Source organism: Alteromonas marina (assembly GCF_000808575.1).
GTDB lineage: Bacteria > Pseudomonadota > Gammaproteobacteria > Enterobacterales > Alteromonadaceae > Alteromonas > Alteromonas marina_A.
In genome coordinates, this window is sequence record NZ_JWLW01000066.1 from 186,838 (window position 1) to 213,012 (window position 26,175).

At 43.7% G+C, this 26,175-nt stretch carries 23 protein-coding genes; 1 reads left to right on the top strand and 22 read right to left on the bottom strand.

Annotation, left to right across the window (positions count from 1 at the left end; translation table 11 throughout):
* Positions 1-2: 2 nt before the first annotated feature.
* From neuC to RJ41_RS16665, 13 genes are all read right to left on the bottom strand, one after another.
* Positions 3-1,193: a UDP-N-acetylglucosamine 2-epimerase gene (neuC, locus tag RJ41_RS16605; RefSeq protein WP_039223125.1), complete on the bottom strand. Its 1,191-nt coding sequence runs from the start codon at positions 1,191-1,193 to the stop codon at positions 3-5.
* Positions 1,183-1,857 (bottom strand): class I SAM-dependent methyltransferase, encoded by a 675-nt coding sequence (locus RJ41_RS16610; protein WP_039223127.1) that lies wholly within the window; start codon positions 1,855-1,857, stop codon positions 1,183-1,185. The genes neuC and RJ41_RS16610 overlap by 11 nt, the downstream gene beginning before the upstream one ends.
* Complete coding sequence (locus tag RJ41_RS16615) at positions 1,838-2,533, bottom strand: WbqC family protein (protein WP_039223131.1); 696 nt, start codon at positions 2,531-2,533, stop codon at positions 1,838-1,840. The genes RJ41_RS16610 and RJ41_RS16615 overlap by 20 nt, the downstream gene beginning before the upstream one ends.
* 27 nt (positions 2,534-2,560) lie before the next feature.
* Positions 2,561-3,706, bottom strand: a complete 1,146-nt coding sequence (locus RJ41_RS16620) for a LegC family aminotransferase (RefSeq protein ID WP_039223133.1) — start codon at positions 3,704-3,706, stop codon at positions 2,561-2,563.
* Between the two features lie 9 nt (positions 3,707-3,715).
* A complete protein-coding gene (locus RJ41_RS16625) occupies positions 3,716-4,708 on the bottom strand; it encodes an NAD-dependent 4,6-dehydratase LegB (RefSeq protein WP_276203243.1) in 993 nt (330 codons plus the stop codon).
* Between the two features lie 2 nt (positions 4,709-4,710).
* Entirely contained in the window at positions 4,711-8,073 is a 3,363-nt protein-coding gene (locus tag RJ41_RS16630; protein WP_052235497.1) for a motility associated factor glycosyltransferase family protein, read from the bottom strand.
* Positions 8,074-8,075: 2 nt separating this feature from the next.
* On the bottom strand, positions 8,076-8,390 hold the full coding sequence (locus tag RJ41_RS16635) for a hypothetical protein (protein ID WP_039223135.1): 315 nt from the start codon (positions 8,388-8,390) through the stop codon (positions 8,076-8,078).
* Positions 8,387-8,815 carry a flagellar export chaperone FliS gene (fliS, locus tag RJ41_RS16640; protein ID WP_039223137.1) on the bottom strand — a complete coding sequence of 143 codons (429 nt, stop codon included), beginning with the start codon at positions 8,813-8,815 and terminating at the stop codon, positions 8,387-8,389. The genes RJ41_RS16635 and fliS overlap by 4 nt, the downstream gene beginning before the upstream one ends.
* 22 nt (positions 8,816-8,837) lie before the next feature.
* A complete protein-coding gene (gene fliD / locus RJ41_RS16645) occupies positions 8,838-10,268 on the bottom strand; it encodes a flagellar filament capping protein FliD (protein WP_039223140.1) in 1,431 nt (476 codons plus the stop codon).
* Positions 10,269-10,281: 13 nt separating this feature from the next.
* Positions 10,282-10,770 carry a flagellar protein FlaG gene (locus RJ41_RS16650; RefSeq protein ID WP_039223143.1) on the bottom strand — a complete coding sequence of 163 codons (489 nt, stop codon included), beginning with the start codon at positions 10,768-10,770 and terminating at the stop codon, positions 10,282-10,284.
* Positions 10,771-10,863: 93 nt separating this feature from the next.
* Complete coding sequence (locus tag RJ41_RS16655) at positions 10,864-11,703, bottom strand: flagellin N-terminal helical domain-containing protein (RefSeq protein WP_039223145.1); 840 nt, start codon at positions 11,701-11,703, stop codon at positions 10,864-10,866.
* Positions 11,704-12,445: 742 nt separating this feature from the next.
* The gene (locus tag RJ41_RS16660) at positions 12,446-13,291 is read right to left on the bottom strand and encodes a flagellin N-terminal helical domain-containing protein (RefSeq protein WP_039223148.1); all 846 of its coding nucleotides are present in this window, start codon (positions 13,289-13,291) and stop codon (positions 12,446-12,448) included.
* Between the two features lie 784 nt (positions 13,292-14,075).
* Complete coding sequence (locus RJ41_RS16665; RefSeq protein WP_039223151.1) at positions 14,076-14,927, bottom strand: flagellin N-terminal helical domain-containing protein; 852 nt, start codon at positions 14,925-14,927, stop codon at positions 14,076-14,078.
* 239 nt (positions 14,928-15,166) lie between these two features.
* Here RJ41_RS16665 and RJ41_RS16670 point away from each other — a divergent pair, with 239 nt between their 5' ends.
* Entirely contained in the window at positions 15,167-16,144 is a 978-nt protein-coding gene (locus RJ41_RS16670; protein ID WP_052235498.1) for a Kelch repeat-containing protein, read from the top strand.
* 5 nt (positions 16,145-16,149) lie between these two features.
* On the opposite strand, the gene flgL is transcribed toward RJ41_RS16670, so the two are convergent.
* The 9 genes from flgL to flgD form a co-directional block, all read right to left on the bottom strand.
* Positions 16,150-17,373, bottom strand: a complete 1,224-nt coding sequence (flgL, locus tag RJ41_RS16675) for a flagellar hook-associated protein FlgL (protein ID WP_039223152.1) — start codon at positions 17,371-17,373, stop codon at positions 16,150-16,152.
* A 7-nt stretch (positions 17,374-17,380) separates the two neighbouring features.
* Positions 17,381-19,423 carry a flagellar hook-associated protein FlgK gene (gene flgK / locus RJ41_RS16680; RefSeq protein ID WP_039223154.1) on the bottom strand — a complete coding sequence of 681 codons (2,043 nt, stop codon included), beginning with the start codon at positions 19,421-19,423 and terminating at the stop codon, positions 17,381-17,383.
* A gap of 28 nt (positions 19,424-19,451) precedes the next feature.
* Positions 19,452-20,402: a flagellar assembly peptidoglycan hydrolase FlgJ gene (gene flgJ / locus RJ41_RS16685; RefSeq protein WP_039223156.1), complete on the bottom strand. Its 951-nt coding sequence runs from the start codon at positions 20,400-20,402 to the stop codon at positions 19,452-19,454.
* Positions 20,403-20,462: 60 nt separating this feature from the next.
* Positions 20,463-21,575 (bottom strand): flagellar basal body P-ring protein FlgI, encoded by a 1,113-nt coding sequence (locus tag RJ41_RS16690; RefSeq protein ID WP_039223159.1) that lies wholly within the window; start codon positions 21,573-21,575, stop codon positions 20,463-20,465.
* Positions 21,576-21,590: 15 nt separating this feature from the next.
* Positions 21,591-22,271: a flagellar basal body L-ring protein FlgH gene (gene flgH / locus RJ41_RS16695; protein WP_084081958.1), complete on the bottom strand. Its 681-nt coding sequence runs from the start codon at positions 22,269-22,271 to the stop codon at positions 21,591-21,593.
* 11 nt (positions 22,272-22,282) lie between these two features.
* Positions 22,283-23,071, bottom strand: coding sequence for a flagellar basal-body rod protein FlgG (gene flgG / locus RJ41_RS16700; protein ID WP_039223165.1), 789 nt, complete (start codon positions 23,069-23,071; stop codon positions 22,283-22,285).
* Between the two features lie 46 nt (positions 23,072-23,117).
* Entirely contained in the window at positions 23,118-23,861 is a 744-nt protein-coding gene (locus RJ41_RS16705; protein WP_039223167.1) for a flagellar basal body rod protein FlgF, read from the bottom strand.
* Between the two features lie 225 nt (positions 23,862-24,086).
* Positions 24,087-25,472 (bottom strand): flagellar hook protein FlgE, encoded by a 1,386-nt coding sequence (gene flgE / locus RJ41_RS16710; RefSeq protein WP_039223169.1) that lies wholly within the window; start codon positions 25,470-25,472, stop codon positions 24,087-24,089.
* 14 nt (positions 25,473-25,486) lie between these two features.
* Positions 25,487-26,173 (bottom strand): flagellar hook assembly protein FlgD, encoded by a 687-nt coding sequence (gene flgD, locus RJ41_RS16715; protein ID WP_039223172.1) that lies wholly within the window; start codon positions 26,171-26,173, stop codon positions 25,487-25,489.
* Positions 26,174-26,175: the final 2 nt, after the last annotated feature.

The window sequence follows — 26,175 nt, forward strand, 5'->3', positions numbered from 1 at the left end:
GACTAATACATAAGCTTTTTCGCTAGCAATTTTCTTTTTATCGGCAACGTTTCTAAAATCTCAAGTGTACGCTCTGCCATAAACCCGTCGCCATAAAGGCTTTGATTCGGTTGCAAACCGCTACGGAAGCTTTTATCTGTTAACGCGCAAGACAATGATGTTGCTATGTCATTTTGGCTACTTTTAGAGAAAATAACGTTACCAGAATGTTCTCTGCCGCGCTGTCGCTCCCCTACATTGATGCAAGGCAAGCCCATATAATCAGCTTCATGAAATGCGAGCGACGAGTTGCCTAAAAGTACAACAGCGTGTCGCAGCAAATTGATAAAGGCTATTCTCGGCAGATTACGATATACATCCACACCTTCAAGATTATCAATGAACTTCACAATTTCTGACGAGCCAGGATCAGAATTAGGCGAACCGACAATAACATGTAAACCAAGAGATTTAGCTGCTTTTACCGTATTGAGGATCTCAACTTTAGCACTTTCAAAATCCCCATTTAAAGGGTGGTGAATTAACACACCGTAACGTCCCTCACAGCGTACCCCCGATTCTCTCGCTAGTTCGGAAGGAGACATATGAGGAGTCATTCGCAGCCTGTCTACCCCGCCACTGCCAACGGTAAAGACCCTCCAAGGCTCTTCACCTAGCTGAAGAATACGCGTTGTATGATTGCCCGTCATAGTAAGGTGAAGATGGCTCAATTTTGTCGTCGCATGCCGCGACTGTTCATCTACATTTCCGCCCTCTGGGTTGGTGCTATCACCACCAGCAAGATGAACAATCGGAACCGTTGCATAGTTTGCTACGACAGCCGTAATAAGCGGCTCTTCTCTGTCGCCTAAAACCAGCAGTAGATCGGGATTATTCTCAGAAATAGCATCACCAAGTCCAGCCATTAATTCAGAGCAAGACTTCACTCTGTGTTGATTATCATCGTGAGAAATAGACGTAGGAATGCGTGATACTATATTGAAGCCATCATTTTCGATTTCTTTTACCGAATATTCGTGAATGTCGGTCAAATGGGCACCAGTCGCCACTACCATCACTTCAAACTTTTCACTCTGTGACATGGCAAGCAATAACGGATACATTAAATCATATTCAGAGCGGATCCCCGTGACGGCCATGACAGAGATCTTACCCTGACATTCATCAAGAAGCGTTTGACCTTCACTTTTCATATAAAAATACCCAGTGTCGTGAAAACGAACCATCCATCAACGGGCTTTGCAGAAGTGCAACCGACATATCTAAGTTGAAGGCCTCACATACAGCCTGTTCTGATTCAAAACAAACAATTTGCGCGCCGTTTTGGGTCGGCACTTTTGAAACAAATTCAAAGGCATTTTTTGCTTCACCGCTGTCATGAGATACATCGCCATAAGCGGGAATAGTGCCAATAAAACACCCGCCCTTTTTGAGTACTCTGATAAATTCACCAATTCGTGACTGCAGAGACAATAATGAGTTGTAGCCCAATACATGCCAAGCGACCACTGCATCAAATTTTTCATCGGTGAACGGCAGCGCTTCATGTGATTGCACATTGTGGAGCGTTGCCACTAGGTTTTGCTCTTCTAAAATTTGATTGTTGATTTCAATAACAGTGTCCGATATTTCGATACCATCGACCTTGTGCCCGCGCTTTAACATTACGCGCATGTTAGCGCCACCGCCAAAACCATAATCCAAAATATGGCCGTGCTTTGCCGTCGTTAAGTGTCTGTGAAGAAGTGTCACAAATGAGCTATCTGGATAAGAAAGAAGAGACTTTCTTTGCTGATACAAGTTATCCCAAACTTCGGAATTTACACTGTCTTTGCTATCAATTGTATTTGGGGTCATGAATATAGTCTTTTATAACGTCTAACTCTTCTTGAAATAACCAATCCAATAACGAAAGGTGCTTCATCGCCGGATGCATTTGCTTGTATGCAGGCGTATTATTTCCTACATATTGTATTGCAATTTGATTTGCCTCAAAGGCCTCCAAATCCAGATAGCTTTTCGCTCCTTCACCCGACAGGTACTCAGAAGCATTAAGCGCAATACAGGTATCCAGCACTAATTGGCTCTTACTACTTGTTATCGACAGGTCAGAAAGAAGCATGAGTTCGTTGTCGATGGACAACACCTTTCTGAAAAATTGTATAAACCGCAAGTTGATATCAAACAGGGTGTCATTAGCAGACTCTATAATATTCTGAATTTCATCAAAATATTCATGAAAGAAAGTGCTTTTCCCGTAACTACTCTGAATGCTTTGTAAGTGCTTCTTTTTCCACCTTTTGTCGGCAATTACTTTGTCTTTTATCTGCTCGTCCAGTTTAGCGTTTACTGGAAGGGTGAGCCAAAGCGGCCCATTATTACTGTTAATCTGATTGCGATTTTGTAATCCATTTTTTTGAAACTGAACACAATCCATCAACACAAAAGTGTCTGCCAATGCCATTTTTCTGAAGAAAGGGGGCCAAGGAAGATATTGAGCTTGATGCATTGCTATTTTTTGAGGCTTCTTCATAGGCGTCCTCTATAATTATGTAAACCATTATTTCAATGATGGCACTGAGCTTGGAAGATTAACAAGCCGCTCTGCAAACCACTCCGTGTTTCGCATATCATGTACGATACAATGGCGATAAAGTGAAAGCTGATGCATAGGTTTCCAGACAGGCCTCATCATCACACCGCTTTCGTTTGCGTATTTGAGTAGGTCGTCCCTGCTCCGCTTATTCTCACATACTATTGCGTTCAACCAATAGTTAGCACGGGTATTTTGAGGTTCTTGAACAAACTTAAATGCCGTACCTTTAAAGAAGTCGGCATAGCAAGCCGCTAATTGGCGCTTCTTATCAACGAAATTGGTTAGCTGTTCTAACTGCGCTAAGCCTAATGCTGCATTTAAATTAGGCATTCTAGCGTTACATGCATATTCATCATGGATAAACTCAAACGCATGGGGAAGTTTAGCGGTCGTTGTAAAATGTTTAAGCTTTGCTCCGTCTTCCTTTGTCTTGCAAAGTACAGCGCCGCCACCGCCGGTAGTGATAATTTTATTACCGTTAAAGCTAAGTGCCCCAAAACGACCAAACGTACCTGTATGCTGGCCTTTGTATGTTGAACCTAAACTTTCGGCGGCATCCTCAACAAGGGTTAGGTGCCAGTTCCGGCAAACTTCAACAAGACGAGATAACTCTACGGGGTGACCAAATGTATGCATAGGGACGACAGCGCGAACCCGCTTTCCTGACGGCTTATGAAAGCATATGTTATTGGATAGCTCGCAATACTCATCAAGAAAACTGGCAAGAGAAAACGGGCACATACCTAATGTTTTATCTGAGATATCAACGAAGACAGGCTCAGCACCTAACCAATGTATGGCATTACATGTTGCTACGAAGGTCATTGATTGTGTTATGACTAGTTCATCGCGAGTGACACCTGCCATATGCAACGCAGCTTGTAGTCCGTTGGTTCCATTTACTACAGCTACCGCTGCCGCTGCATCACAATAAGATGACAACGCATTTTCGAACTCATCTACATAGGCGCCAACGCTCGAAACAAATGTTGAATCAATTGTGTTGTTTACATAACTTTTTTCATTCCCCGAAAACGTTGGCTGGTGAAGCGGAATGAAATCCTGCGTGCCGTATAGCTCTCGGATGAAAGTAGTTAACGAATTATGCATGAGTATTCACTATTTGTTGTAAATTCCAGCCTTGTAGCGCGACAAGTTTTCAGGCCTGGTAAACCAGTTAATTGTCTCTTGAAGCCCTTTTTCTAGACTAGTACTCGGCGTATATTCTGTTAATGTTTTAAGCTTCTTGTTATCTCCCCAAAGGCGAAATACTTCAGAACTTTGTGGGCGAAGCCTTTCTTCATCTACTTCAAAAACCACGTCGCTTTGCATTAATGAGCGTATAAGGTTCAACGTATCGCCAACCGAAATTTCATAATTAGACGCTATGTTAACGGTTTCACCTACAGCGCATTGCGCTTGGCTTAATTGCCAAAAACCCTCGCACGTGTCTAGCACATAGTTAAAATCTCTGGTAGGCGAAACATCACCTAATTTGATTTTATCTGCACCTGTGGCAATTTGACTAATAATGGTGGGTATGACCGCGCGGGCGGACTGTCTCGGCCCATAGGTATTAAACGGACGAGCAATAACAACGGGAAGCGAGAATGAGTTATAAAAACTCATGGCTATTGCATCAGCACCAATTTTTGATGCACTGTAGGGAGACTGTGCTTGCAAAGGGTGTGCTTCATCAATTGGTACATATTGCGCGGTTCCGTACACTTCACTGGTAGATGTTTGAACAAAACGGCTTACTTTGTGTTTCAACGCTGCCTGGCACATATTCAATGTACCTGTAATATTGGTGTCGACATAGCTACTTGGTGCTACGTAGGAATAAGGTATAGCGATTAGCGCAGCTAAATGGAAAACAATATCGATACCTTCACACAATGTGTCGCAAAATTGCGGGTCTCGCACATCGCCATACACTACCTCTAGGGTTTCAGGGTGCGAGAACTCTTCAAGCCAACCTTGTGAACCGAATGAATTGTATTGGCACAACGCTCTCACGGAACAGCCTTTCTTTAGCAGGTGCTCAGTAAGGTGCGACCCAATGAAACCATCGGCTCCCGTGATCAAAACGTTCATTTTTTTCGCTTTCATTTCTATCTCTTTTTCAACGCGACAACGTCTTTAAATGCCTTTTCGGTTTTAATTAAAACGGTAAGTAACGATGTCATTAATCTTGGGCGGAAGCTAAGTCGGTCGCCAAACGTTAATACTCGCTGATCACTTTCCAGCAAGGTTTCTGTAAGAACGATAAAGTCCTGAGTTTCATAAACAAAGCGCCCCTGAAAAGCATCGACTACCGCTTCAAGCCCTTCTAAAGCATACCCTTTCAAGACAAGTAGCTTAGGAATGATTACTGCTCTACCAACAGAAGATAGCGCAACGTTAAGTGCGTGGTTTATTTGATCAAACTTAGGTGGTAGCAGACATACGTCCGTATCCACGCAAAAAGTATCGAGTGAGAACACTACCGTATCACTATGTTTTTCTAACTCAAAAACTCTTTCGATATTTGATGAAACCTTGCATTTTGTGTGGTCAAGCACTTGCTCTTCATCATCAAAATTGACAACAATTGGAGCACTTTGTTGCCTGTTGACGTCACTTACGTTGGTCAGCGCTTGCCACTCTTTAAGCCAAGACTCATTCGTTTTTGGTACTACGTGAATGTTAAAGCCTGGCTTCTCTGCATATTTTTGAATATAAACCTTCCGCCTCAGCGCATAGAAGCTGCCTGAGCCATCCGAACCTAAATCATCTAAGTCCATAATTCGCTGCATGTCTTGAACATAGCCCTTCCAGAGCAATTTTAGCTGGTTCGCTGTATCACGTAGTAAAGTTTCGTCTTGAATATCGAGCAACTTGCTCATAACACTGTTGATGTAGTTAAGCGTACCATTGAGCAAGAAAAATAGTTGAGACTTCTTCCTGAATAAGGACGAAACAATAAACTCTCTTTGTAATTCAACGAAAGCTGCTAAAGATGAGTGGCTATCTACCTCGTTTTCATCGCAAAGTGCAACGAGGGAATCGAATTCCTCAAGCAATGCAGGTTTACTAAATCGTTGTGATAACCCGTCCGTTAGCCTTGCTTTGTCTAGTGGTTCAAACGCTTGCTCACACACTTTCGCGACAAGGGCATCCTTTTGTGATGGCGTGGACAATACAAGAAGATCCTCTGGTTTAAGTGGCGAAGCGCCTTGTATTCGAGCGCCATCGTTTAAATTGTAAAAGTCCGCTTTTGATTTTGCGATCCTTTGCTCAATAACGGACTTTGAAACCTTAAATTCAAATTTAGTACTTACCCAAGGCCTCAAATTTCCTGGAACAACTACCGATGTGTTGTTTGTGTCACTATAATCGTATAGCTCTTGACCATTATCTAAGTAGTATCCTGAGCTTTTCGAGTGATGATATTTGTCGCTGATAAACCCGAGGTCTATTCCAAGCAGGTACACCTGATGCAAGCCTAGCGAAGCGACCAGATCAATCACAAAGTTAGAAACCGTTGGGTAAGCATGTTCCAGCAACTTAAAATCATGCTTTCCATAGGCCTCCATCAAGGCAACAGTCGACGCTTCACCTTGTTTAAATGCTAACAACGTGCTTTTGTAAAGGTTTCTTGTGTCTGGGTGGATACCATTACAACTTAGTAAAATAATTTCTTTTAAATACGCTTCATCCCCTATCCTCACAGCCCAATCATGGGTCGCCCTGTTCATTTCGATTTCAGCGTGAAAATCAGGGACTATATTATTTTTATATAGAGACTGTAAGGCAGTGCCGCAAGAAATGATGATAGCCTTTTCTTTTTCCTCTTTTAGGTAAGGAAGTAGACTATCAAGAGAAGGCCCGTTACCTACAACAAATACCGGAACATCGCGGGTTTTATCGGTTACCAAAGAGGGGAAAGATTTTCGTAAAAATGAAACACCTGATGTGATGCTATCAACAGTGTGAGACAGACCATACTTGGCGTTATCAAAATAGTCTCCCATTGCGATAATAACTTGAAGCTGCTCTCTAAGCTGAGATATTGCTTTTACTAGACCTTCATTATAATAGCCTTGATAAAAATAGGTATTGGCTAGTACATAAGGGCCTATGGACTGAAACTGTACAAGGAGATCGTCGGTTAAATTAGAACCATCATCGCCAATGTTGAGATAGATTCGACGTTCGCTTTTATCAAACTCTTCAAAAATCGCCGCCCAATTTACGCAAAATAAAGAAGCATAGAAAAAATCGCGGTTTGGTTCGCAAATAAAAAGCTTATCTACCTTATGACGCTCAGTTAGGCTATTAAGCGCATATCCATTACCCAGTCCCATAACAATTAGTGCACGGAGTTGTTCAGGGAGCTCCCCCTTTACATCCTCAACACTTTCTAGGATTGATTGGCAATCTGCAACCATTCTGTAGTGCAAATAATTACGTAACTTTGTCCCTTTATATCCAAGGAGTAACCCATCCTTGTGAGGATGATGTCGAAATAGCTCAAAACTCTTTTCACACTCCTCTTTTGGGTTTTGACTATAAAACAGCGCGTCTGTGACCATTTTACAAATATTTACCTGGCCGTCTGAATTCGCAACAGGCGACCAACCTAGCGGCACATAATCTTTATACTCTTTAAAAAGCGATGGGAAAAATTTTTCTAACGCCTCTAAATTTCGCTCTTTGGTTTCAATGCACAGCTGAGAAAAAAGCCATTCACTTTCGCTATTCAGCAGCGTCCAAGGAGGAACGTAGTTTACAACGTCGTACGTCAAGCTATTAGCTATGTTTTGCTTCGCAAACTGTTGCCAATCTCCTACTCGCCAAATTTCCTCAATATGATCGAACACAGGAGAATTAAAATGCTTATAAAGGCAAATACTGTCTAAAGGCAGGTTTTCTCTTAACTCTTGAATATCTCTATAAAGCGTTCTTCCGGTTTGACCAATTTGTAGAAACAGACTGATACCATTTTGCTGAGCAAAATTTAGGACGCCCCGCCAGTCAATAGCAGAGGCTGAACATGCAAGGTGGTCGGAAGAAGGCTCATATACAACAATATATTTATATTTTTTTGAATAAACTAATGATTCAATATGATGACCTAGACCCAGCCCTAGAACAATGATGGCATTGTGAAGATGGTCTTCTGAAAAAGATATAACGCTTTTATCGGGTGCGCTTCGCTGTAAATGTTCCGCTACTTCTAAGGATGGGAATTCTCCATAAACAACCTGACCTGAAAGGTAATCAATAATATTAACGTCACCGTGTTTATTACAAAATACCGTCGAAGTTTTTCCGTTATGTGATGTCAGCGTCGATAACAGGCTAGGAATATAACGCCTAAAAGCTTCGATAGCATTTCTTTGCCTTGTGTGTATACCTTTAGAAAACTTTTCCTCTACCTCAAGTTGCTTTTCTTCATCTTCATAAAGATGTAGCTGAATTTGATTTAGCATAATTATTTATATTTCTTAACAGCTGCGCGGCCTCTAGAAAATTTAACCGCTTCCTTTTTTGCGTTATCAAGCAAACCTTGCGCCAGCTCTTCAAGCCTCTGATTTATTTCAATTTCTTTTTGTGCAAACGACCTTTTTTCATCATGTTCAAGACGTGATAACGCTCGAACAACAACTTTATGGCGTATTTGGGAGAGGTACCGAAATCGTTCGGTAGAAAACGTGTCACTGGACAATGATAAGCAAGCAGCTAACTCTGCGTTAACTGCTTGAAGAAATAATGGAGTATCGCTGTGATTTAATATCGAGTTTTTCAAATAGCTTGTCGGTTCTGACGCTGGGCTTCATAGGCTTCCTGTTTAGCCTCTTCAGGAATCTGCACCCATGCATCTCGAATTGGTGTTAATAGGCTAGACACTTCATCTAACATATTCAAGTCGTTGTTAAAATGTGCCTCATTTAAGCGTTCAATCATGTAATTATACAGCGCAAACATATTTTCGGCGACTTCACCACCCACCTCTAGGTCAAGGGTGTCCCGTAGATGCATGATTATCGCATTCGCCTTTGAGATATAATCAGCTTTGATTACCAATTCTTTACGCTCCATCGCGCCTTTTGCGTATGCGATCCGATCAAGTGCCCCTTGCAACAGCATCAGCGTAAGCTTATGTGGATCTGCATTTGCCACATCTTGTTTCAGATTACCTTTACGGTAGGCATTTATACCTTTGAGTGACATAAAAACTCCAACTCTAAATTAATTACAACGACGCTAGCAGCGCTGATCCAGTCTGGTTCAACTGTGCAACGGTTTGGTCGAGGTTCAAATATTTGTCTCGAAGAATCTCTTCGTAATTAAGCATTCGTAGCTCTAAGGTCTCCCGCTCGTCAAACAAATCTTCTCGGTCATCTTTCGCTGCACGCTCTCTTAAGCTAATTAATCCACTGAAAGAAGTGTATTCTTTTGAAAATTCATAGAGCCGTGTAGCAATCCCCTCGTCTGGATCAGTGAACAACTTAGCGATTTCATCGAAGCTATCTTCCAGTGCATCTTCTAATCTATCTTCACCAGAACCAAGTCCAAAATCTGTCGTGCCAATTTCCAGCTTACCGTCGTCATCAAACTCAATACCAATCTGAAACAACCCACCTAAAGCAGAGGAGCTTACACTATCGCCAACAATAGACGCTAACCCACTTTGGATACCGCGCAACAAAGAGTCACCTGCTAATGCGCCGTCTTCTTCTAGCTCAGACTCTCCATAGCGAGTGAGCGTTTTGATTTCATCAACCAGTGCATTGTAGTTATCGACAAAGTCTCTGATTTTTTTATCTAAACCTTCTTTGTCATAACCGATACTTAGTTTGGTTGCTAAAAAGTCACCTGCAGCATCTTTGGGAGAAACTTCGTTTACTTCAAACGATACGTTTTGAATAGTATTTTCAAACTCATTTGAACTACTTCGAACTTCGATACCATCAATGTAGGCGATTGCGTTGCGCGCACTTTCTATGTTCGCGGCACTAATGTTGTTGGTACCGCCAGTTGTCGATAAACGATCTAACTCGGCAACCCCTGTGTCATTAGTGATTACCAAATCGTTGCCATCGCCTGTTTCACTGGACGAGAAAACTAAACGAGGTCCTGCACCGGTTCCCGTATCAATTATATTTGCGGTTACGCCGAAGTTATCATCAGCGCTGTTAATCTTTTCGCGTAATGCGGTTAGTGACATGCCAGCAGTAACATCTACGGTAAAGCTCTCGCTTCCGCCCACGTCAAATGTTAATGAACCTGTACCTGTTGAAAGCACAGGGTCGCTGCTTGATGTAAAAGCGCCGGCGTCTGTAGTTATACGGCTTCCAGCAGCAAGCTGTTCGACAATAACTTCGTAACTGCCTCGCAATGCTGAATTTGATGCCTCTGCAGACAGTACATCATTGTCTTCTGAAGGGTTTGTGATGGTAGGCTCTCGACCATTGATACCATTGTCGCTTCGCAACTCGTCAACAGCATCCTTGAAGTCAGAGAGCTTTGACTTTATTTGACCAAGGCCAGAAATTTCAGCCTCAATACGCTCTTCTTTCGCATTCAAACGCTCTTCTTTAGGTTGGCGCTCTGCGGTCAGAAGTTGTTGTACAAGATCATCTAGGGCTAAGCCCGATCCCACACCTAGAGACTGAATTGTCATAATTTACCTCATGCTAAACTTGGTTGTTGATAAACACTCCTACGCTGTCACCAACATCTTGCTGTAACTCTTGGATACGATCAGCAAGCTTCAAAACTTCTTCTGAAGGTATTTGCCTTATCACATCACCAGACGTTGAATCTTTAACCGTCACTACCGAGCGATTCGTATTTTCATCGATAGTGAAAGCTAAGTCTCGATTCTGAACCTTTAAAAATGACTCAACTTTGGCAATAGCGTCGTCTAACTCAACACCGTTACTCTTTGCTTCCTTTATATCGGCCTGCGACGGAGAAGCTTGAGAAAGAATTTGCTGACTTCCTGTTTTGTCTGACACATCCTGCGCTGCATTGACGTTGGCATTTCGCCCGTTATTAAGAGAAGATCGCTCTTTAGTCTCAGAGCCCTCTATTCCACGATTAACGTCACTTTCAATTACACCAGCATTCTTAGGCCCTGGTGATGCAAACGACTGGCCAATTTGGGTATTTTGAATTTCCACCTAATACCTCCCTACTGAAACCACAAAACGGGCCCTTGCTTAAAAAGCAAGCACCCGTTACATCTCAACTAAGGTAACTATTTTAAGTATAGCTTATCCAAGCAATGACAGCGCTGTTTGAGGACGCTGATTTGCCTGACTTAGTACAGAAACAGATGCCTGCTGGATAATCTGGTTTCTCGTTAGCTCAGCAGTTTCAGCCGCAAAATCAGTGTCACGAATCTGAGAACGCGCCGATGATAAGTTTTCGCTGATGTTACTTAGATTACGAATAGTTGACTGAAAACGGTTTTGAAGCGCACCTAAGTCTGCACGAACCGCCCCAATACCAGAGATAGCAGCATCAACATCACTTAAAAGTGCAGAAGCGCCTGATGCAGTAGATACACTGTTAGTAGTAATACCAAGACCAGTTGCACTGAATCCACTAATTGAGCCAAGGTTTGTAGACGACAGATTTACTGAAATTGTTTGGCCAGCATTAGCACCTACAAGAAATTTTGCAGAAAAATTCCCGTCCAAAATATTAACATTACCAAACTGAGTGTCGGTAGCTATACGCGAAATTTCAGTGCGCAAGGCAGACACTTCTTTTTGCAGTGCTAGACGGTCAGCAGAGCTGTTAATACCGTTTTGTGACTGTACAGCAAGAGTACGGATACGCTGCAAGCTTGTAGTAACTTCGCTAAGCGCGCCTTCTGCTGTTTGCGACAGAGAGATAGCGTCGTTAGCATTTCGCACTGCTTGGTTAAGGCCTTGTACTTGTGAAGTAAGACGGTCAGAAATTTGAAGACCTGCAGCGTCATCCGATGCACTATTAATGCGGAATCCCGATGAAAGTCTTTCAAACGACGTATTCAAGCGATCATTTACGTCAAAAAGCTGACGTTGAGCATTGATCGATGAAACATTGGTATTTACAAATAAAGACATTAGATTACCTCCTAGGGATTCGACGGCAAACCTGCTATCATCAAATCCTTCCAGTTCATATTGGCTGGGTCACTACTCCCGCCAACACCTCAATATAAAAGTAAATTAAATTACCCCTCAACAATAGGTATCGGCCAATGCTTTAGGTTCTTTAGCTTTTTTTGGTATTTTTCTTAAAAAATTTACCAAAAGATAAGTAAATAATTGATTATTAAGAATATTAACCAGTTTATTTTTTCAATATTTACAGTAATTTTTCGGAAACTAAGTGGATAATGGGCTATGCGGATTGGTACAAGACACACTTATTCTAGAAATAATCGTTGCCTTGGTGCTCTATCGACTGCATACAATAACCCAGCCTTATCGGAAAACAGTACTTTTGAGGTATATTCAGGTGATAGAGTTACAGAAGTTGGCACTTAATATGCATTATAATACGTAGGCTACGGCGTTGCTCTACCGTAGTTTGAAATTGGTGAGATGTTTCGGTAAAAATAAAAAAAGGCCGAGACAACGATATCTCGGCCAATTTGCTCACGTTAGGAGATAGAGCAAATTCAGTTTCTGTCGGCTGGCAGGGTTTAGTAGGATAAACTGGCCTCTCAACCAACACTTCTACACTCTCAGTCCTGTTAGTCGGCGCTTTCTCAAAGGGGCGGCCTTAATGGCCGCATTCCTTTCTTCAGGGGATGGCCTCTCAACTCCTTCCCAAATAGCGCTTAATATCTAACTAGGACTATTAGCCTAGCAGTGACAATGCAGCCTGAGGGCGCTGATTTGCCTGTGCTAAAATAGTGGTACTTGCCTGCTGTAATATCTGGTTACGGCTTAATTCTGCCGTTTCGGTGGCAAAGTCAGCATCTTTGATACGCGATCTTGCCGCAGACACGTTTTCAGAAATGTTACTCAAGTTACGGATAGTCGACTGGAATCGATTTTGTAGTGCACCCAAATCAGCACGTAGACCACCAATTGCCGATACTGCTTTGTCTACCGCGGTTAACAAACGCGATGCGCCCGCTTCAGTTAGAACATTATCAGAAATAATTCCAAGACCCGTTGCACTAAAGCCATTAACTCCAGCGCGGTTTAGTGCTTGAGATGATAAGTTTACAGAGATTGTCTGACCTGCGTTTGCACCAACAAGGAACTTAGCAGAAAAGTCACCCGTTAAAATGTCTACACCTGCGAATTGCGTGGTCGTCGAAATACGTGATATTTCCGTACGAAGCGCAGACACTTCTTTTTGTAGTGCAACACGGTCAGCTGAGCTGTTAATGCCATTTTGCGACTGAATGGCTAGTGTACGAATACGCTGGAGAGCGGTTGTCGTTTCAGCCATTGCGCCTTCTGCGGTTTGTGCAAGCGATATACCATCGTTTGCGTTTCGTACCGCTTGGTTCAGACCTTGAATCTGAGACGTCATACGGTCGGTAATTTGAAGGCCAGCAGCGTCGTCGGCAGCGCTATTGATTCGAAAACCAGATGATAGACGTTCAAAAGCAGTGCTTAAGTTATTGCCTGTTGTGAATAGTTGGCGTTGTGCATTTAGCGATGACACATTGGTATTTACAAATAGACTCATGGGTCTCTCCTAACAGTTTCGAGTGTTGCGCTATTGGTTTTATTATGTGCGCAGTAGTTTAAAAATTTTGGCATAGCCTGTGCTTCATTAAGGTGTCAGTTTAATCTGACATTTTATCGGCACACTAACCGGTAAAATTGCTACATAGAGAAGTTACTTCTCTTTGCTGACTGGTGGGTTTGATGCTCCAGACCTCAAACCTCTCACTACCTCCTGGCTTCATTCTTGCCAGTCAGCAGCTCCACTCTTAGCAAACCTTCCTATTTATCGTCACTCAAACAAATTTCCTTTAGAACTTTTTAAAAATTTATTTCGGACTACATAAAGCAATGATTTAGCTGAACTTTAAGAAAAAGAAAATAAAACAAACTACATATCAGGATTAAACAAACCTTGATATAAACCATCCTTTTCTTAACTTAGGAGAAATAAAACAAGTTTTACCTCCCTTTGTAATAGTTATCGTCACATTGGAAAAATTACTTTAATCTTTTTTACAATTTTTTTAGCGGTAAATGAAAAGTAATTATAAATCCAGGCTTTGGCACTCTCGTGAACTTAAGTAAGCGATGGAGCAGTAAATTAGGTTGGGGGAAAATAAAGTGATTAATACCAATCTGTATAGTTAATTGCTCACTCAGAAGGCGCTGTACCATGATTAGCGTGAGCGATGGTTTTACACGACAGAGAAATAAAAAAAACCGATACTCCACAAAGAGTATCGGCTTTCATCATTCACTCGTGGACTAGAGCACTACCTCCTGACTCCACTCACGCTGAGTAATTAACCCAGTAGCGACAACGCTGCCTGAGGGCGCTGATTTGCCTGAGACAATACCGTGGTGCTTGCCTGCTGGATAATCTGGTTACGTGTTAGATTAGCTGTCTCAGTGGCAAAGTCAGTATCTTTGATCTGAGAACGTGCAGCTGATACGTTTTCTGAAATATTGCTTAGGTTACGAATTGTAGACTGGAAACGGTTTTGAAGCGCACCCAAGTCAGCACGTAGGCCACCGATTGCAGAAATCGCGCTGTCTACTTTACTAAGCAGGCCAGAAGCGTTTTCGCTCGTAAGCACATCAACATCAGTACCTGTAATATTCAATCCAGTTGCGCTAAATCCACTAACACCTGCACGAGTCAATGTTGGACTTGAAAGGTTTACAGAAATTGTCTGACCTGCGTTTGCACCTACAAGGAATTTCGCAGAGAAATCACCTGATAGAATATTTACGCCCGCGAACTGAGTGGTCGTCGAGATACGCGAAATCTCAGTACGCAAAGCAGATACTTCTTTTTGAAGTGCTACACGGTCAGCAGAGCTGTTGATACCATTTTGCGACTGAATGGCTAGCGTACGAATACGCTGTAGTGCCGTCGTGGTTTCAGAAAGCGCACCTTCTGCAGTTTGCGACAGTGAAATCGCATCGTTTGCATTACGTACAGCTTGGTTAAGGCCTTGAATTTGTGATGTCATTCGATCGGTAATCTGCAGACCTGCAGCATCATCAGCAGCGCTGTTGATACGGAAGCCTGAAGAAAGGCGCTCAAAAGACGTACTCAAAGAATTACTAACATCAAAAAGCTGACGCTGGGCATTCAATGAGGATACATTGGTATTAACGAACATAGACATAAAGTCTCTCCTACACTCTCAGTCCAGCGTGCGCTGGCTGTCGGCATTACCGACGTTTTGTTTTAGTAGTCATCAAGACCTGAGGGGTAATTGATGAACTGGCTCTCTCAGAAACTGTATCGACATCATTTAGAATCCCTTTAGAAAAAATTACGATTTTTGCCGATAGGCGGTAAGATATTGCCGTAGATTGACGGTAAGACACGACATAACTGGTGGATTTTAAAGGGAGATTTGGCGTGAAAAATAGTTTGATGCTGTTCAACATAAAGCGCATATCCAAGCCTGCAACCCATTGCGCTTTCACTGATTTAATAGAAAATCCGTTCGACATAAGTCGTAAAACCTTGATGTGCTGTTACCGACAAGCTAGTGACCATGTCAGTACTGACGGAGTGGTTATTGTATTAACTCTTGATAAAACTTCGTTTCAAGTTCGCAACAGAGTAGTTATTAGAGAGAATAATGCAGACCTACGAGATCCGAAGTTCTCATACGATGGCTCTCGTCTCATGCTTACTACCTATGCAAAATCCTTTCTTGATAAAAGAAAAGTGGTCACAAAAATGGTGACTTATTTCTCAACCACCGGCTATTCATGGTCTACAGGGAATAGTCACGGTAGAAGCGGTTGGTGGTTGTGGAACAATACTTTTTATAACTCAGAAGCTTATGGCTTTGCGTACAATCGACGAGCGAACTCAGTTTCGCTCTATAAGGGTGACCCAACACGTTCAATGCACGTTCACAAGGAGGAGGCTTTTTGTTTGGACAAACAAGGTAAAGGTTACCCCAATGAAAGCACAATCTTGTTTGATGATGACGGAAATGCCTCGGTATTTTTAAGACGAGATGCCGATACTTTCAGTGCGCAATTTGGTACGTCAAAACCGCCTTATACCAAATGGAACTGGCATGATTTGGGTATCTACATTGGTGGTCCCGCAGCCGTGGCGTTAAGTGAAAACCTATATATCGTTGCAGGACGACATATAGATTGGGGGTCACATCAATTTACAACCAGGGTATGGCTATTTGATAGCGTAACTAAAATATTAACTGAACTAAAAACGCTGCCAAGCGGAGGAGATACAAGTTATCCTGGCCTGGTGATTGAAGACGACAACCTTTATATCTCTTACTACTCTTGCCATGTCGACAATCAAGCCAGAGTTTACATAGCGCACTTGAGCGGCATTAATGACTTGATAAATTAAGACCGCTAAACAAAATCAAATAGCGACAAGTTAGCGACTTTAGGAAACGTTGCTAACGCTGCACTCAATGCAGTCTCCTGCTTCGCAAATTCAGTAGATGCTTCTGCATAATCCACATCCTGAATTGATGAGCGCTGTGCCTTTGCCGCAATTTCCATATCAAGGTTACTTTCATAAGTACTCTCCGCGATGTTCAACCGACTACCTATAGACGCACGCTCTAGAGAAAGCTTTTCAAGCCCGTTATCTAAACCCACTAATGCATCGGCTATCGATTCCTGAAGCGCTGAATTATCAATAGTGGAATCCATTAAAATAGTTTGGATTTCGTGGATTGACTGAGCCATGCTTTTTTTCTCAGGGGCATCAAATGATAAATCGATGCTATCACCAGGCGCTGCTGTAGCATCGAACTCCATACCCTTAATAGTAAAAGGCTGCCCTGAAGTATAAGAAACAGAATCGACAACTGCGCCAGTCCCTTGATTGACAAGCTCCGCTTGACCGGTAGCAAGAAAGTTTATTCGATAATCGTTATTCGCCGCATTGACCGGGTCATAACTTTTGTCAAAAAAGGTATCAAATGTGCCCTGCTGCTTAACCGCGGCTGTATTTATCGTAGCGCCAGTAGTGCCATCAACTGAAAATTTAAATCGCGATAGCACGTTTTCGAAAACTTCATATCCGTTACTGGTTGATTGAATCTTCGAGCTATTAGATAGCTGAACAAAGCTCACACCGGGGTCGCCTGCAAAGGTAATGGCATTCCCACTCGCTGCGGGATTATATTCAAATGCCTGATTGCCAGATTGAAAACCTGCATATAAATAATTGCCGTCTGCATCTTGGGTGTTCATCAGATCAAACACTTCGAGTTTGATTTGCTCTAATTCAGCGCCAATTGCGCGCTTATCTGGGTCAGACAATATGCCATTGCCAGATTGAACGATAAGAGTGCGGGCACGGTTAATAGAGTCGGTAATGTTCGTTAGCACAGCCTCTTGCTGCTCAAGTGAGCCTGTTACCAAATCGTTATTCCGCTGGAACTGATTAAGCTCATCAATTTCTTCGGTTAAACGAAGTACCTTCGCTGCGCCAACAGGGTCGTCACTGGGCGTAATAATGCGTTTACCGGAAGCTAGCTGTTCTTGGGTTTTCGCCAAGTCGCCCTGATTTTGCATAATCGAGCGCATGTTTTGATCATAAATTTGATTCGTTGATATACGCATAACTCACCTACCTTGCTGACTGCAAAATGGTATTAAATAATTCTTGAGCCGTAGACAAAATTCGTGCTGCGGCAGCATAGCTTTGTTGGTACTTAATCAAGTTTGCCGCTTCTTCGTCTAAGCTTACGCCTGAAACAGACTCAAACCAGTTTTGCGACTGTACTTTCATCGCTTCAGCGGAAGCCAATGAGACACTGGCCATTGATGCATCTTCACCAATGCGTCCTACCATAGACGCATAGGCATCTTGAAAGGTTCTAGGCCTATTCGTCGCTTCGCTACTCACCTGTACTTTGTTTTCATTTTGAAGAGCAGCTAAATTAAGCGCATTGCTGTTGTCGTTAAAGCCATCTGTATTATAGCTAATTGAAAAGCTATCCCCTGCTTTTGGTACACCGTCTAAACTGAGATCAAAACCAGGGTCTGGGCTTATTCCTGCCTGAGTAATAAGATTATTTAAATTTGTTGTTCCTGTGACAGTTGCTAACACTGTACCGCTTCCATCTAATACCTCGTAGGTATCTGCAGCGGTAAAGCTAATTTGAGCTGGCGCTGTATTTAAAAGGCCACCCGCTCCGTCAAAAGCAGAAGTGCCCACTTCCGTATTTGACACTGTTACATCTACAATATTGGCACTGCCTAAATTTGTGCTATCGGCCCCGGCTCTTACTGGGTTTGCAAAAGCCAAATCTTCGGGGCGGTCGGAGGCTAAACTTATCTTTGAAGCCACGTCTTTGGTTGGCTGAATCAGAAACTCGTTGCCAATGGTATAGGGGTCGCTCCCCGCAAAGTCTATTTCAATACCACCAGGCAATTCATTAAAACCAGGCGATATAGCAAAGTTTGAAAAAATAATGTCATTACCTGAACCATCTTTTTTCGGTGTGCCATCTGGATTCAAAAACGTAATTTCTATTTCGCTGGGCACACCTGCAGAAACTGCCGTCACTTCAATTTTATAATCGGCGTCAGTTAATTCAGCGCCTTTACCCTCGGTAATCTGCGCATTAACAACATAGTCGCCATTGGTATCTTCGTAGGCTAAGCCTCTGAACGAAGGAATATCGAAAATGTTAGTGCCGATTTGACCGTCTAAATCCATACCCAATTTATTTTGAGTATTCATCGCATCGGCGAAAGCGACGGAGAGCTGACCTACATCACGCATTGTTGGCCCTAACACTTCATTGCGATACTCAAACAACCCACCCAATGCGCCGCCAAGATCACTTTCCAAAATTCGTAATGATGCGTTGTTTTTGGTTTGTGAGCCAAAGTCAGTTTCTAACTTAATTTCTTTCGTCGTTAAATCCGCACTAGAGCTTAACTCAAAAAGGTTGAATGCACCGTTTTCAAGAACGAGTGACTCACCTGACGTAAGATTAATGGTCACAGCACCATTTTGTGTAGTGCTCTCTTTAACCGTAATACCCATGATAGAAGCAAGCTCGTCGATAGCCTGGTCTCTTTCGTTGAGCAGAGCGCTTGGTTGATCGCTCGTATTGTTACCATTGGCAATAACAATATTGCGGTTCAAGTCGCCAATATTGCCAATCAAGGTGTTTGCTCGGTTCACCATCGACGTGAACTCTAGGTTGAGCTCTTCCTCTTTTTCTAGCATATAGTCAGATAACGTTCTCATTCGGTTATACAAAGACTCGGATTTACTCAATACTTGTTCACGTGACGCCAAATTGGTTGGGTCATCTGCTGCCGTTTGTAAAGCAGAGAAATACTCACTTAGTCCTTTTGAAATTGAGTTCGCTTCACTTGCCAACAGGTTATCAATAGCCGTTGTTTTGCTAGAAAAGGCTTCCAGTTCTCCTACCGCTGTTATGTCGCGACGCAGCTGATTTTGTGCAAAAACGTTGATAATACGCTCAGTATTGCCGATCTCCACACCAAAAACTTGGCTGTTTTGAAGCTCAGTGCGCTCGCGAACATAGCCTGGCGTGTTGACGTTGGCGATATTGTTACTCGTTGTTTGAAGTAACTTGCTGCTAGCGTTTACGCCGCTTGTGGCTAATGAATATAAATCAACAGAACTCACTGTATTCTCCTCACCTATGGCCCCTCGACTACGGCATTAACGCGCTAAGACGTTCGCTGTTATACACAGCCATTATCTTGCTCGCGTATTCAGGGTCAGTAGCGTAGCCCGCCTCTTGGAGCGCACTTGTATAACGCGCAGCATCTGAAGCATTTTCCACAGCATGACTGTATCGCTGCTGTGAAGTGATAAAACGGCCATAGTCATCCATTGCTTCTTCAACCGATCCGTAAGACCTAAAGGCAGCTTTTTGTTTCTGAGGCAGTCCATTATTGAATTCCAATGTATCCACCACCGCCTGTTCTCCTTGCCAGCCTTTATTAGCCTTTATGCCAAATAGATTGTGAGAACTAGTGCCGTCGGATTTGTGAATGACAAATTTTCCCCACCCCGTCTCCACGGCTGCTTGGGAAATTATCGCTTTGGGATCCATGCCATACTTTGCCGCTATTTTTTCGGCAATAGGCATAAGGCTCTCAACAAACTGTTCTGGACTTTCGAACATGGCGTCTTTTTGTGCCGACTGCGTTTTGATTGAGTTTGAAGAAAGCGCCATGTCTTGTGCTTGAGCGACCTTGTATTCACGGTTTCTATTTAATGATGAAATATCACCGTCACTTCTAATGACGCTTGCCGGCGTATAACTGTTTTCGGTTTGGCCCAGCTGCTTCACAATCACATCAGCCAACCCCAAGCCACCGCCTGATGTTAAATCTGTAGCAAGCTGCTGGTCGTGCATGTCACGATAAAACTTCACTTGTTGTGAATTAAATGGGCTGTTTTCATCAGCAAGGGCGTCTTGCGCTTTACGCATTGATTTCAACATCATTTGCACAAATATTGCCTCGAACTGCTGGGCAGCTTCTTGCAATACCGTTTCATCGCCTGACGCAATGGCTTCACGCATTTTGTTGATGCTGCCCAGATCATGGACGTTGCGCGCCATATCAAGCTGATTTTTTGTGCTTAATGCTTCCATCGTATTTGTTCCGCTGATACCTATTTTTCTCGCGAGCTATTATTGGTGTGATTAGTTCGTTTAGATAATCACGAGTTCACCGCGTAACGCGCCTGCCTGACGAAGTGCCTCTAATATTGCCATTAAGTCGCCCGGTGCCGCGCCCACTTCATTAACGGCACGTACTAGCTGGTCAAGAGTGACGCCTGGCTCGAACTTGAACATTCTGCTATCAGCCAAGTCCACATCAACTATTGATTGTGTGGTGACTACGGTTTCACCCTCGCCAAATGCATTAGGTTGAGAAACCTGCTGGTTTTCAGAAATAGTCACGGTTAAGCCACCGTGAGTAATTGCCGCAGGAAGTAAACGTACGTCGCTGCCAATAACAATGGTGCCCGTTCGGCTGTTAATGACTACCCGCGCCGGCGCATCAGCAGGCGTGAATTCAAAGTTTTCAAGCGTAGCTAAAAAGCCCACACGCTGACCCACATCGCGAGGAGCAGTCACACGTACAGAGGCAGCATCAATAGGTTTAGCAATGACGTAACCGTTTTCAGGTTGTGCGCCTAAACGCTCGTTGATGGTATCTGCTAGTGCTTTAGCTGTTGAAAAGTCTGGATAATGCAGGTTAAGTGTTAGCGTGTCGCCATTAGCGAAGCCACTTGGTACAGACTGCTCTACCATTGCGCCATTTGGAATCCTGCCTACGGTAGGCGTATTAACAACAATACGCGACCCATCGCCGCCCTGTGCACCAAAACCACTAACAACCAAGCTGCCTTGCGCTACCGCGTAGACCTTACCGTCAACACCGCGAAGAAACGTTTGAAGCAAGGTTCCACCTTGAAGACTCGACGCCTCGCCAACCGACGATACTGTGATGTCAATCGTTTGACCCGGCTTGGCAAAAGCGGGAAGCTCTGCGTGAACAGCAACCGCCGCCACATTTTTGATTTTTGGTTTGGTATTAGCATCAAGGCTGATACCAAAATTGCTTAGCATGGTCCTAAAGCTTTGTTCAGTAAAAGGACTCTGCTCACCGGTTCCAGGTAAGCCGACTACTAATCCATAACCAACCAATTGGTTACTTCGCACGCCCTGTATACTTGCTAAATCTTTGATGCGCTGCGCTACTGCTTGTGAAGATAAAAGCAGCGTTAATACGGCTAATACAACTGAAAATAAACGCATGTTCACTCTCCTACCCTAAAGAGGCCACCAAGTTGAATCAAAGAATTTGGTCAACCAGCCTTTTTCCTGCGCTCGGGCAAATGTCCCCGTGCCTGAATACTGAATGCGAGCATTAGCCACTTTCGTAGAGACTATCTCATTCTCGGGGCTGATGTCGGCAGGGCGAATTATGCCTGTTAAGCGGATATATTCGTCCCCCTGATTGAGGGTTAACCACTTCTCGCCACGAATAACTAAGTTACTGTTTGGCAGCACATCCACTACCGTAACTGAAATAGCACCAATCAAACTATTACTCTGATTAGCAGCAGCATCGCCCGTGAAGTCTCGCGAAGAGCTTATGCCAAGCTGCACTGATTGACCGCCAATATTGATCGCTTGGCCAGCTAATCCAGTTATGGGATTGAGGTTTACATTCGTATCTTTAGCAGTGCTTGTATCTGCTGATTTACTCGCTTGCGTATTTTCACTGAGCGTCACAGTAATAATGTCGCCTACTCTTCTCGCGGTAACATCTGAATACAAACTGTTAGCCATGTGCGATCGGAATAACGAACCGTCTTCGACCACCGTCTCACGCGGGTAATCTGGCACTACCGGCGCAAACGAGGGGTCGTTTGCCTGAACGGGAGGCTCATTTGTACTGGCGCAACCGCCAAGTAAAAGCAGTGCAACAGATAAACCTAAAATACGCATGATGCTACCCATTATAGTTGCTGAATAACCTGACCAAGCATTTGGTCGACCGACGAGATGACTTTTGAGTTCATTTCATACAAACGCTGGCTTTCGATAAGGTTTACTAGTTCTTCGGTCACGTTCACGTTAGATGTCTCTAGCGTGCCTTGAGAGATATAACCCAAACCTTGTAAGCCAGGGATCCCCTGAATAGGTGCACCGCTTGACGCCGTCTCGACATAAAGGTTCTGCCCAGTTGGTTGTAAGCCGGTTGGGTTAACAAAGTCGGATATATTAAGCTGACCGAGCACCTGTGGTTCAGCTTGGCCCCGTATGCTCACGCTGATTTCACCATCTTGAGAAATAGTAATCTGCTGTGCATCTTCAGGAACTGCAATTTCAGGCTGAAGCAAGAAACCAGCACCAGAGGTAACGATTTGCCCTTGGTCATTTAATGAAAATTGACCATTTCGTGAATAGGCGATAGTGCCGTCAGGCTGCAAAATTTCAAAGTAGCCTCGGCCTTGAATTGACATATCCAACGCGTTTTCAGTGGTGAGCAAGTTGCCTTGCGTATGTGCTTTTTGCGTAGCGACCACTTTTGAACCTGAACCAAGCATTAGTCCAGAAGGCAACTCTGTATCAGCAGAGGAACGCCCACCTGGCTGATTGATATTCTGATATAGCAAATCTTCAAACACCGCGCGGTCTTTTTTAAAGCCCACTGTTGAAGCGTTCGCAAGGTTGTTAGACACAACTGCCACATCAGTCTGTGCGGCGTCTAGTCCGGTTTTACTAATCCACAATGCTGGATGCATGTTAACCTCCGACGTTGCTCATAGGGCAACGGTGATAAAAATTCTTTTACAGGATGCGCAGTAGCTGGTTACCGCGAGTATCAAGCTCTTCTGCTTGCTTCATCATTTTGACTTGTAACTCGTAATGACGTTGAAGGCTTATCATGTCCACCATCTCTTCAACGGCATTAACGTTTGAGCCTTCAAGCATGCCAGACATTACTTTGACGTTGGCATTGGCTGGCGCAATTGAGCCATCTTCCATTCTAAACAAGCCATCAGTGCCTCTTTCCATGTCGGCGTAATTTGGCGAAACTAACTTAAGGCGACCCACTTCTTCGATCACATTGGCCGGGGCGCCTAACTGCCTCATTGACAAGGTGCCATCAGAGGCAATATTTAGGTTATCAAGAGGCACAGGTAAAAAAATCGGCCCGTTGTCCCCTAGCACGACACGGTCGTGAATGTCTGTCAAAATTCCGTCGTCGCCTAATTTGAAGTTACCATCACGGGAATAAGCTTCTTGACCATTTTGGTCTTGTACTGCGAACCAACCATCCCCTTGAATGGCCACATCTAAATCGCGGTCCGTTTTTATCATAGGCCCCGACTCATAATTGTTAGACGGGCTTTCAGTCATAGAAAACACGCGGGTTGGCAAGCCTTCGCCGTAGGCCGGCATTGATCTAGCTTGCTCTAGCTGAGCTCTAAAACCCGTCGTTTGTGCGTTAGCTAAATTATTGGCTCTAATTCCCGTTCCTAATAGGTCTTGGGAGGCGCCACTCGCTGAAATATAGAGAAGTTTGTCCATGACTGACTTTTGACTCTGATTAAACCTTAAACAAGATTTTGCAAAGGCAATGCCAATCTGTGACTTTTTAACTCAGGTAGAAAATATAAAGCGTATTAAGTTGATATTTAGAGGAAAATAACAGAGCCGCTATTCTGCGGCTCATGTAAATATAGGCAATAATGGAGGGCTTGGACGTCAAGGTATTGCCGCTTTTTTGTGTTATTTAACAAGTCTAAACGCTAACTATCGAATGTTCAGAATAGTCTGGTTCAGTGAATTATTTACTTCAAGCGCTCGCGAGTTAGCCTGGAAGTTACGCTGAGCAATGATCATGTCGATTAGCTCGGTGGTCAGGTTAACGTTGGCTTGTTCAAGGGCTGATGAATTAATCTCACCGAAGGTACCGGTTGTTGCTTCACCCGCTAGAGCCTCACCTGAAAGAATACTTTCTTTCCACTGTGTGCTGCTCTCTTGTGTTAGGCCTTGTTCGTTAGAAAAACGCACCAGTGCAACACGAACAATAGGCTCAGAGGTTCCGTTGGAGAAAGTAGCGCGAACTAGGCCATCAGGGCCGATATCGATACCTGTTAATCGGCCTACTGGCAGACCATCTTGCTCTAATGACGTGACTTCAAACGCTGAAGCGAACTGAGTCGGCTCATTAGGCGTAGCGTTATTCACATCAAGGTTAAAATCTATACTTATCTGTTGCGTCGGATCTGAACCATTTGCAAGAATGCCTGCGCCTAGTGCTTCAGTTTGCATTTTAAAATCTAGCGTAGGTAAGCCATCGGGTGTTTCCATAGCCGAGAAATCACCACCTTGAGAGAAAATAAGCTTAGACGCGGTTACGGCATTACCTGTATTTCCGCCAACTGAGTTAACCGCTGTAGCTGGGTCAGTGTCAGCACCCGTTGAATCTGTCATATCAACGAGGGTATCGTCAACTGCTGTAGCCACGTACCATTCGTTATCAACACCAGGTGAACCGTCTTTTATGAAGTAATAGGTCATAACGTGGCTATCACCCAGTGAATCATACACAGTAACTGACGTGGCCGCGTTATAAGTCAACGGATCTTCAGGGTTGAAGTCTTGCGGATCTAAACCAACGTCGCCAGCAGGAAGGTTCATACGAATATCAACCTCTGAGGTTTGTTGCGGTGAACCCGAAGAGTCAGGAATACGAACAGGCTCAGTAGTACTTAGCGCAACAGAAGCACTGGTTCCATCAGCATTTACCGGGAAGCCTAGAAGGTTGTCACCATTACTGTTTACCACGAAGTTGTCACTATCGAGCTTGAATTGACCTGCACGAGTAAACGAGAAGTCACGTGAAGTAATTTCAGGTACTGTCGCAAAGAAACCGTTACCCGTAATCGCGAGGTCTAACGAGGTATTGGTAAACTGAAGGCTACCTTGAGAAAATTGCTGTGCGACTTCTTGGGTGAGTACACCGTCACCCACTTTCGTTTTACCACCAGCTAACAATGATGCCGCATAAACATCACCAAATTCAGCACGGGATTCTTTAAAGCCAACTGTATTTACGTTTGCGATGTTGTTGGCGGTTACATCCAAATCTTTTTGTGCGGCCGATACGCCACTCAGTGCAATATTAAAAGACATTATTGATTCTCCTACTAACTGCCGATTTGAATGACGTCATCAAGATTGATACTGACATCACCATCCAAATTCAAAATTACGCCCTGACCGCTGCCGGCCAAGCTTACACTTCCAACATGACGATTAACGGCAGTATTAAGCTGCACACCTTCACCGTTTAGTTCGCCAGTGGCACTGATAACATATTCACCCGGCGCCATCTGGTTGCCATGTTTATCTTTGCCGTCCCATTCAAACTCTATGTTGCCTGCACTCTGTGTACCTGCATCAATGGTTTTAATCACTTCACCAAACTGGTTCTCAATGCTAATTGTCATGTTTTGAACCGTTTTCTCATTTACGATGACGCCTGAGATTCCATCACCTTCGTTTGCCATGTAACCAACGTTGCCTTGAACTAGCACGTTTTGCCCTATGAGACTCGACGCCTGCAGTGCCTGATTTGATGTCATTGAAGCGGCAAAAGATTCGAACTTCTCGTTAAGCTGAGAAATGCCGTCCGCCATCGTAAATGATGTCATCTGCGCCACCATCTGATCATTATCAACCGGTGCAGTGGGATCCTGATTAGCTAGCTGTTCAGTTAACATCGAAAAGAAATCTTCCTGGGTTAACTGCTGCTCTGTACCATCAGCAATTTTGACGGTTTCTTCCTGCCAATACAGATCAGTATTTAAGCCGGTGTTATTTATGGTGTTCACTG

Bases quoted from the DNA above. Each gene is read 5' to 3' on its own strand.
- flgG (WP_039223165.1), bottom strand. From the start codon at position 23,071: ATGCATCCAGCATTGTGGATTAGTAAAACCGGACTAGACGCCGCACAG.
- flgE (WP_039223169.1), bottom strand. From the start codon at position 25,472: ATGTCTTTTAATATTGCACTGAGTGGCGTATCGGCCGCACAAAAAGAT.
- RJ41_RS16655 (WP_039223145.1), bottom strand. From the start codon at position 11,703: ATGTCTTTATTTGTAAATACCAATGTTTCATCGATCAATGCTCAACGT.
- fliS (WP_039223137.1), bottom strand. From the start codon at position 8,815: ATGTCACTCAAAGGTATAAATGCCTACCGTAAAGGTAATCTGAAACAA.
- RJ41_RS16705 (WP_039223167.1), bottom strand. From the start codon at position 23,861: ATGGACAAACTTCTCTATATTTCAGCGAGTGGCGCCTCCCAAGACCTA.
- neuC (WP_039223125.1), bottom strand. From the start codon at position 1,193: ATGAAAAGTGAAGGTCAAACGCTTCTTGATGAATGTCAGGGTAAGATC.
- RJ41_RS16630 (WP_052235497.1), bottom strand. From the start codon at position 8,073: ATGCTAAATCAAATTCAGCTACATCTTTATGAAGATGAAGAAAAGCAA.
- flgJ (WP_039223156.1), bottom strand. From the start codon at position 20,402: ATGGAAGCATTAAGCACAAAAAATCAGCTTGATATGGCGCGCAACGTC.
- RJ41_RS16615 (WP_039223131.1), bottom strand. From the start codon at position 2,533: ATGAAGAAGCCTCAAAAAATAGCAATGCATCAAGCTCAATATCTTCCT.
- flgH (WP_084081958.1), bottom strand. From the start codon at position 22,271: ATGCGTATTTTAGGTTTATCTGTTGCACTGCTTTTACTTGGCGGTTGC.
- RJ41_RS16665 (WP_039223151.1), bottom strand. From the start codon at position 14,927: ATGTCTATGTTCGTTAATACCAATGTATCCTCATTGAATGCCCAGCGT.
- RJ41_RS16610 (WP_039223127.1), bottom strand. From the start codon at position 1,857: ATGACCCCAAATACAATTGATAGCAAAGACAGTGTAAATTCCGAAGTT.
- RJ41_RS16690 (WP_039223159.1), bottom strand. From the start codon at position 21,575: ATGCGTTTATTTTCAGTTGTATTAGCCGTATTAACGCTGCTTTTATCT.
- RJ41_RS16660 (WP_039223148.1), bottom strand. From the start codon at position 13,291: ATGAGTCTATTTGTAAATACCAATGTGTCATCGCTAAATGCACAACGC.
- RJ41_RS16625 (WP_276203243.1), bottom strand. From the start codon at position 4,708: ATGAAAGCGAAAAAAATGAACGTTTTGATCACGGGAGCCGATGGTTTC.
- flgL (WP_039223152.1), bottom strand. From the start codon at position 17,373: ATGCGTATATCAACGAATCAAATTTATGATCAAAACATGCGCTCGATT.
- RJ41_RS16620 (WP_039223133.1), bottom strand. From the start codon at position 3,706: ATGCATAATTCGTTAACTACTTTCATCCGAGAGCTATACGGCACGCAG.
- fliD (WP_039223140.1), bottom strand. From the start codon at position 10,268: ATGACAATTCAGTCTCTAGGTGTGGGATCGGGCTTAGCCCTAGATGAT.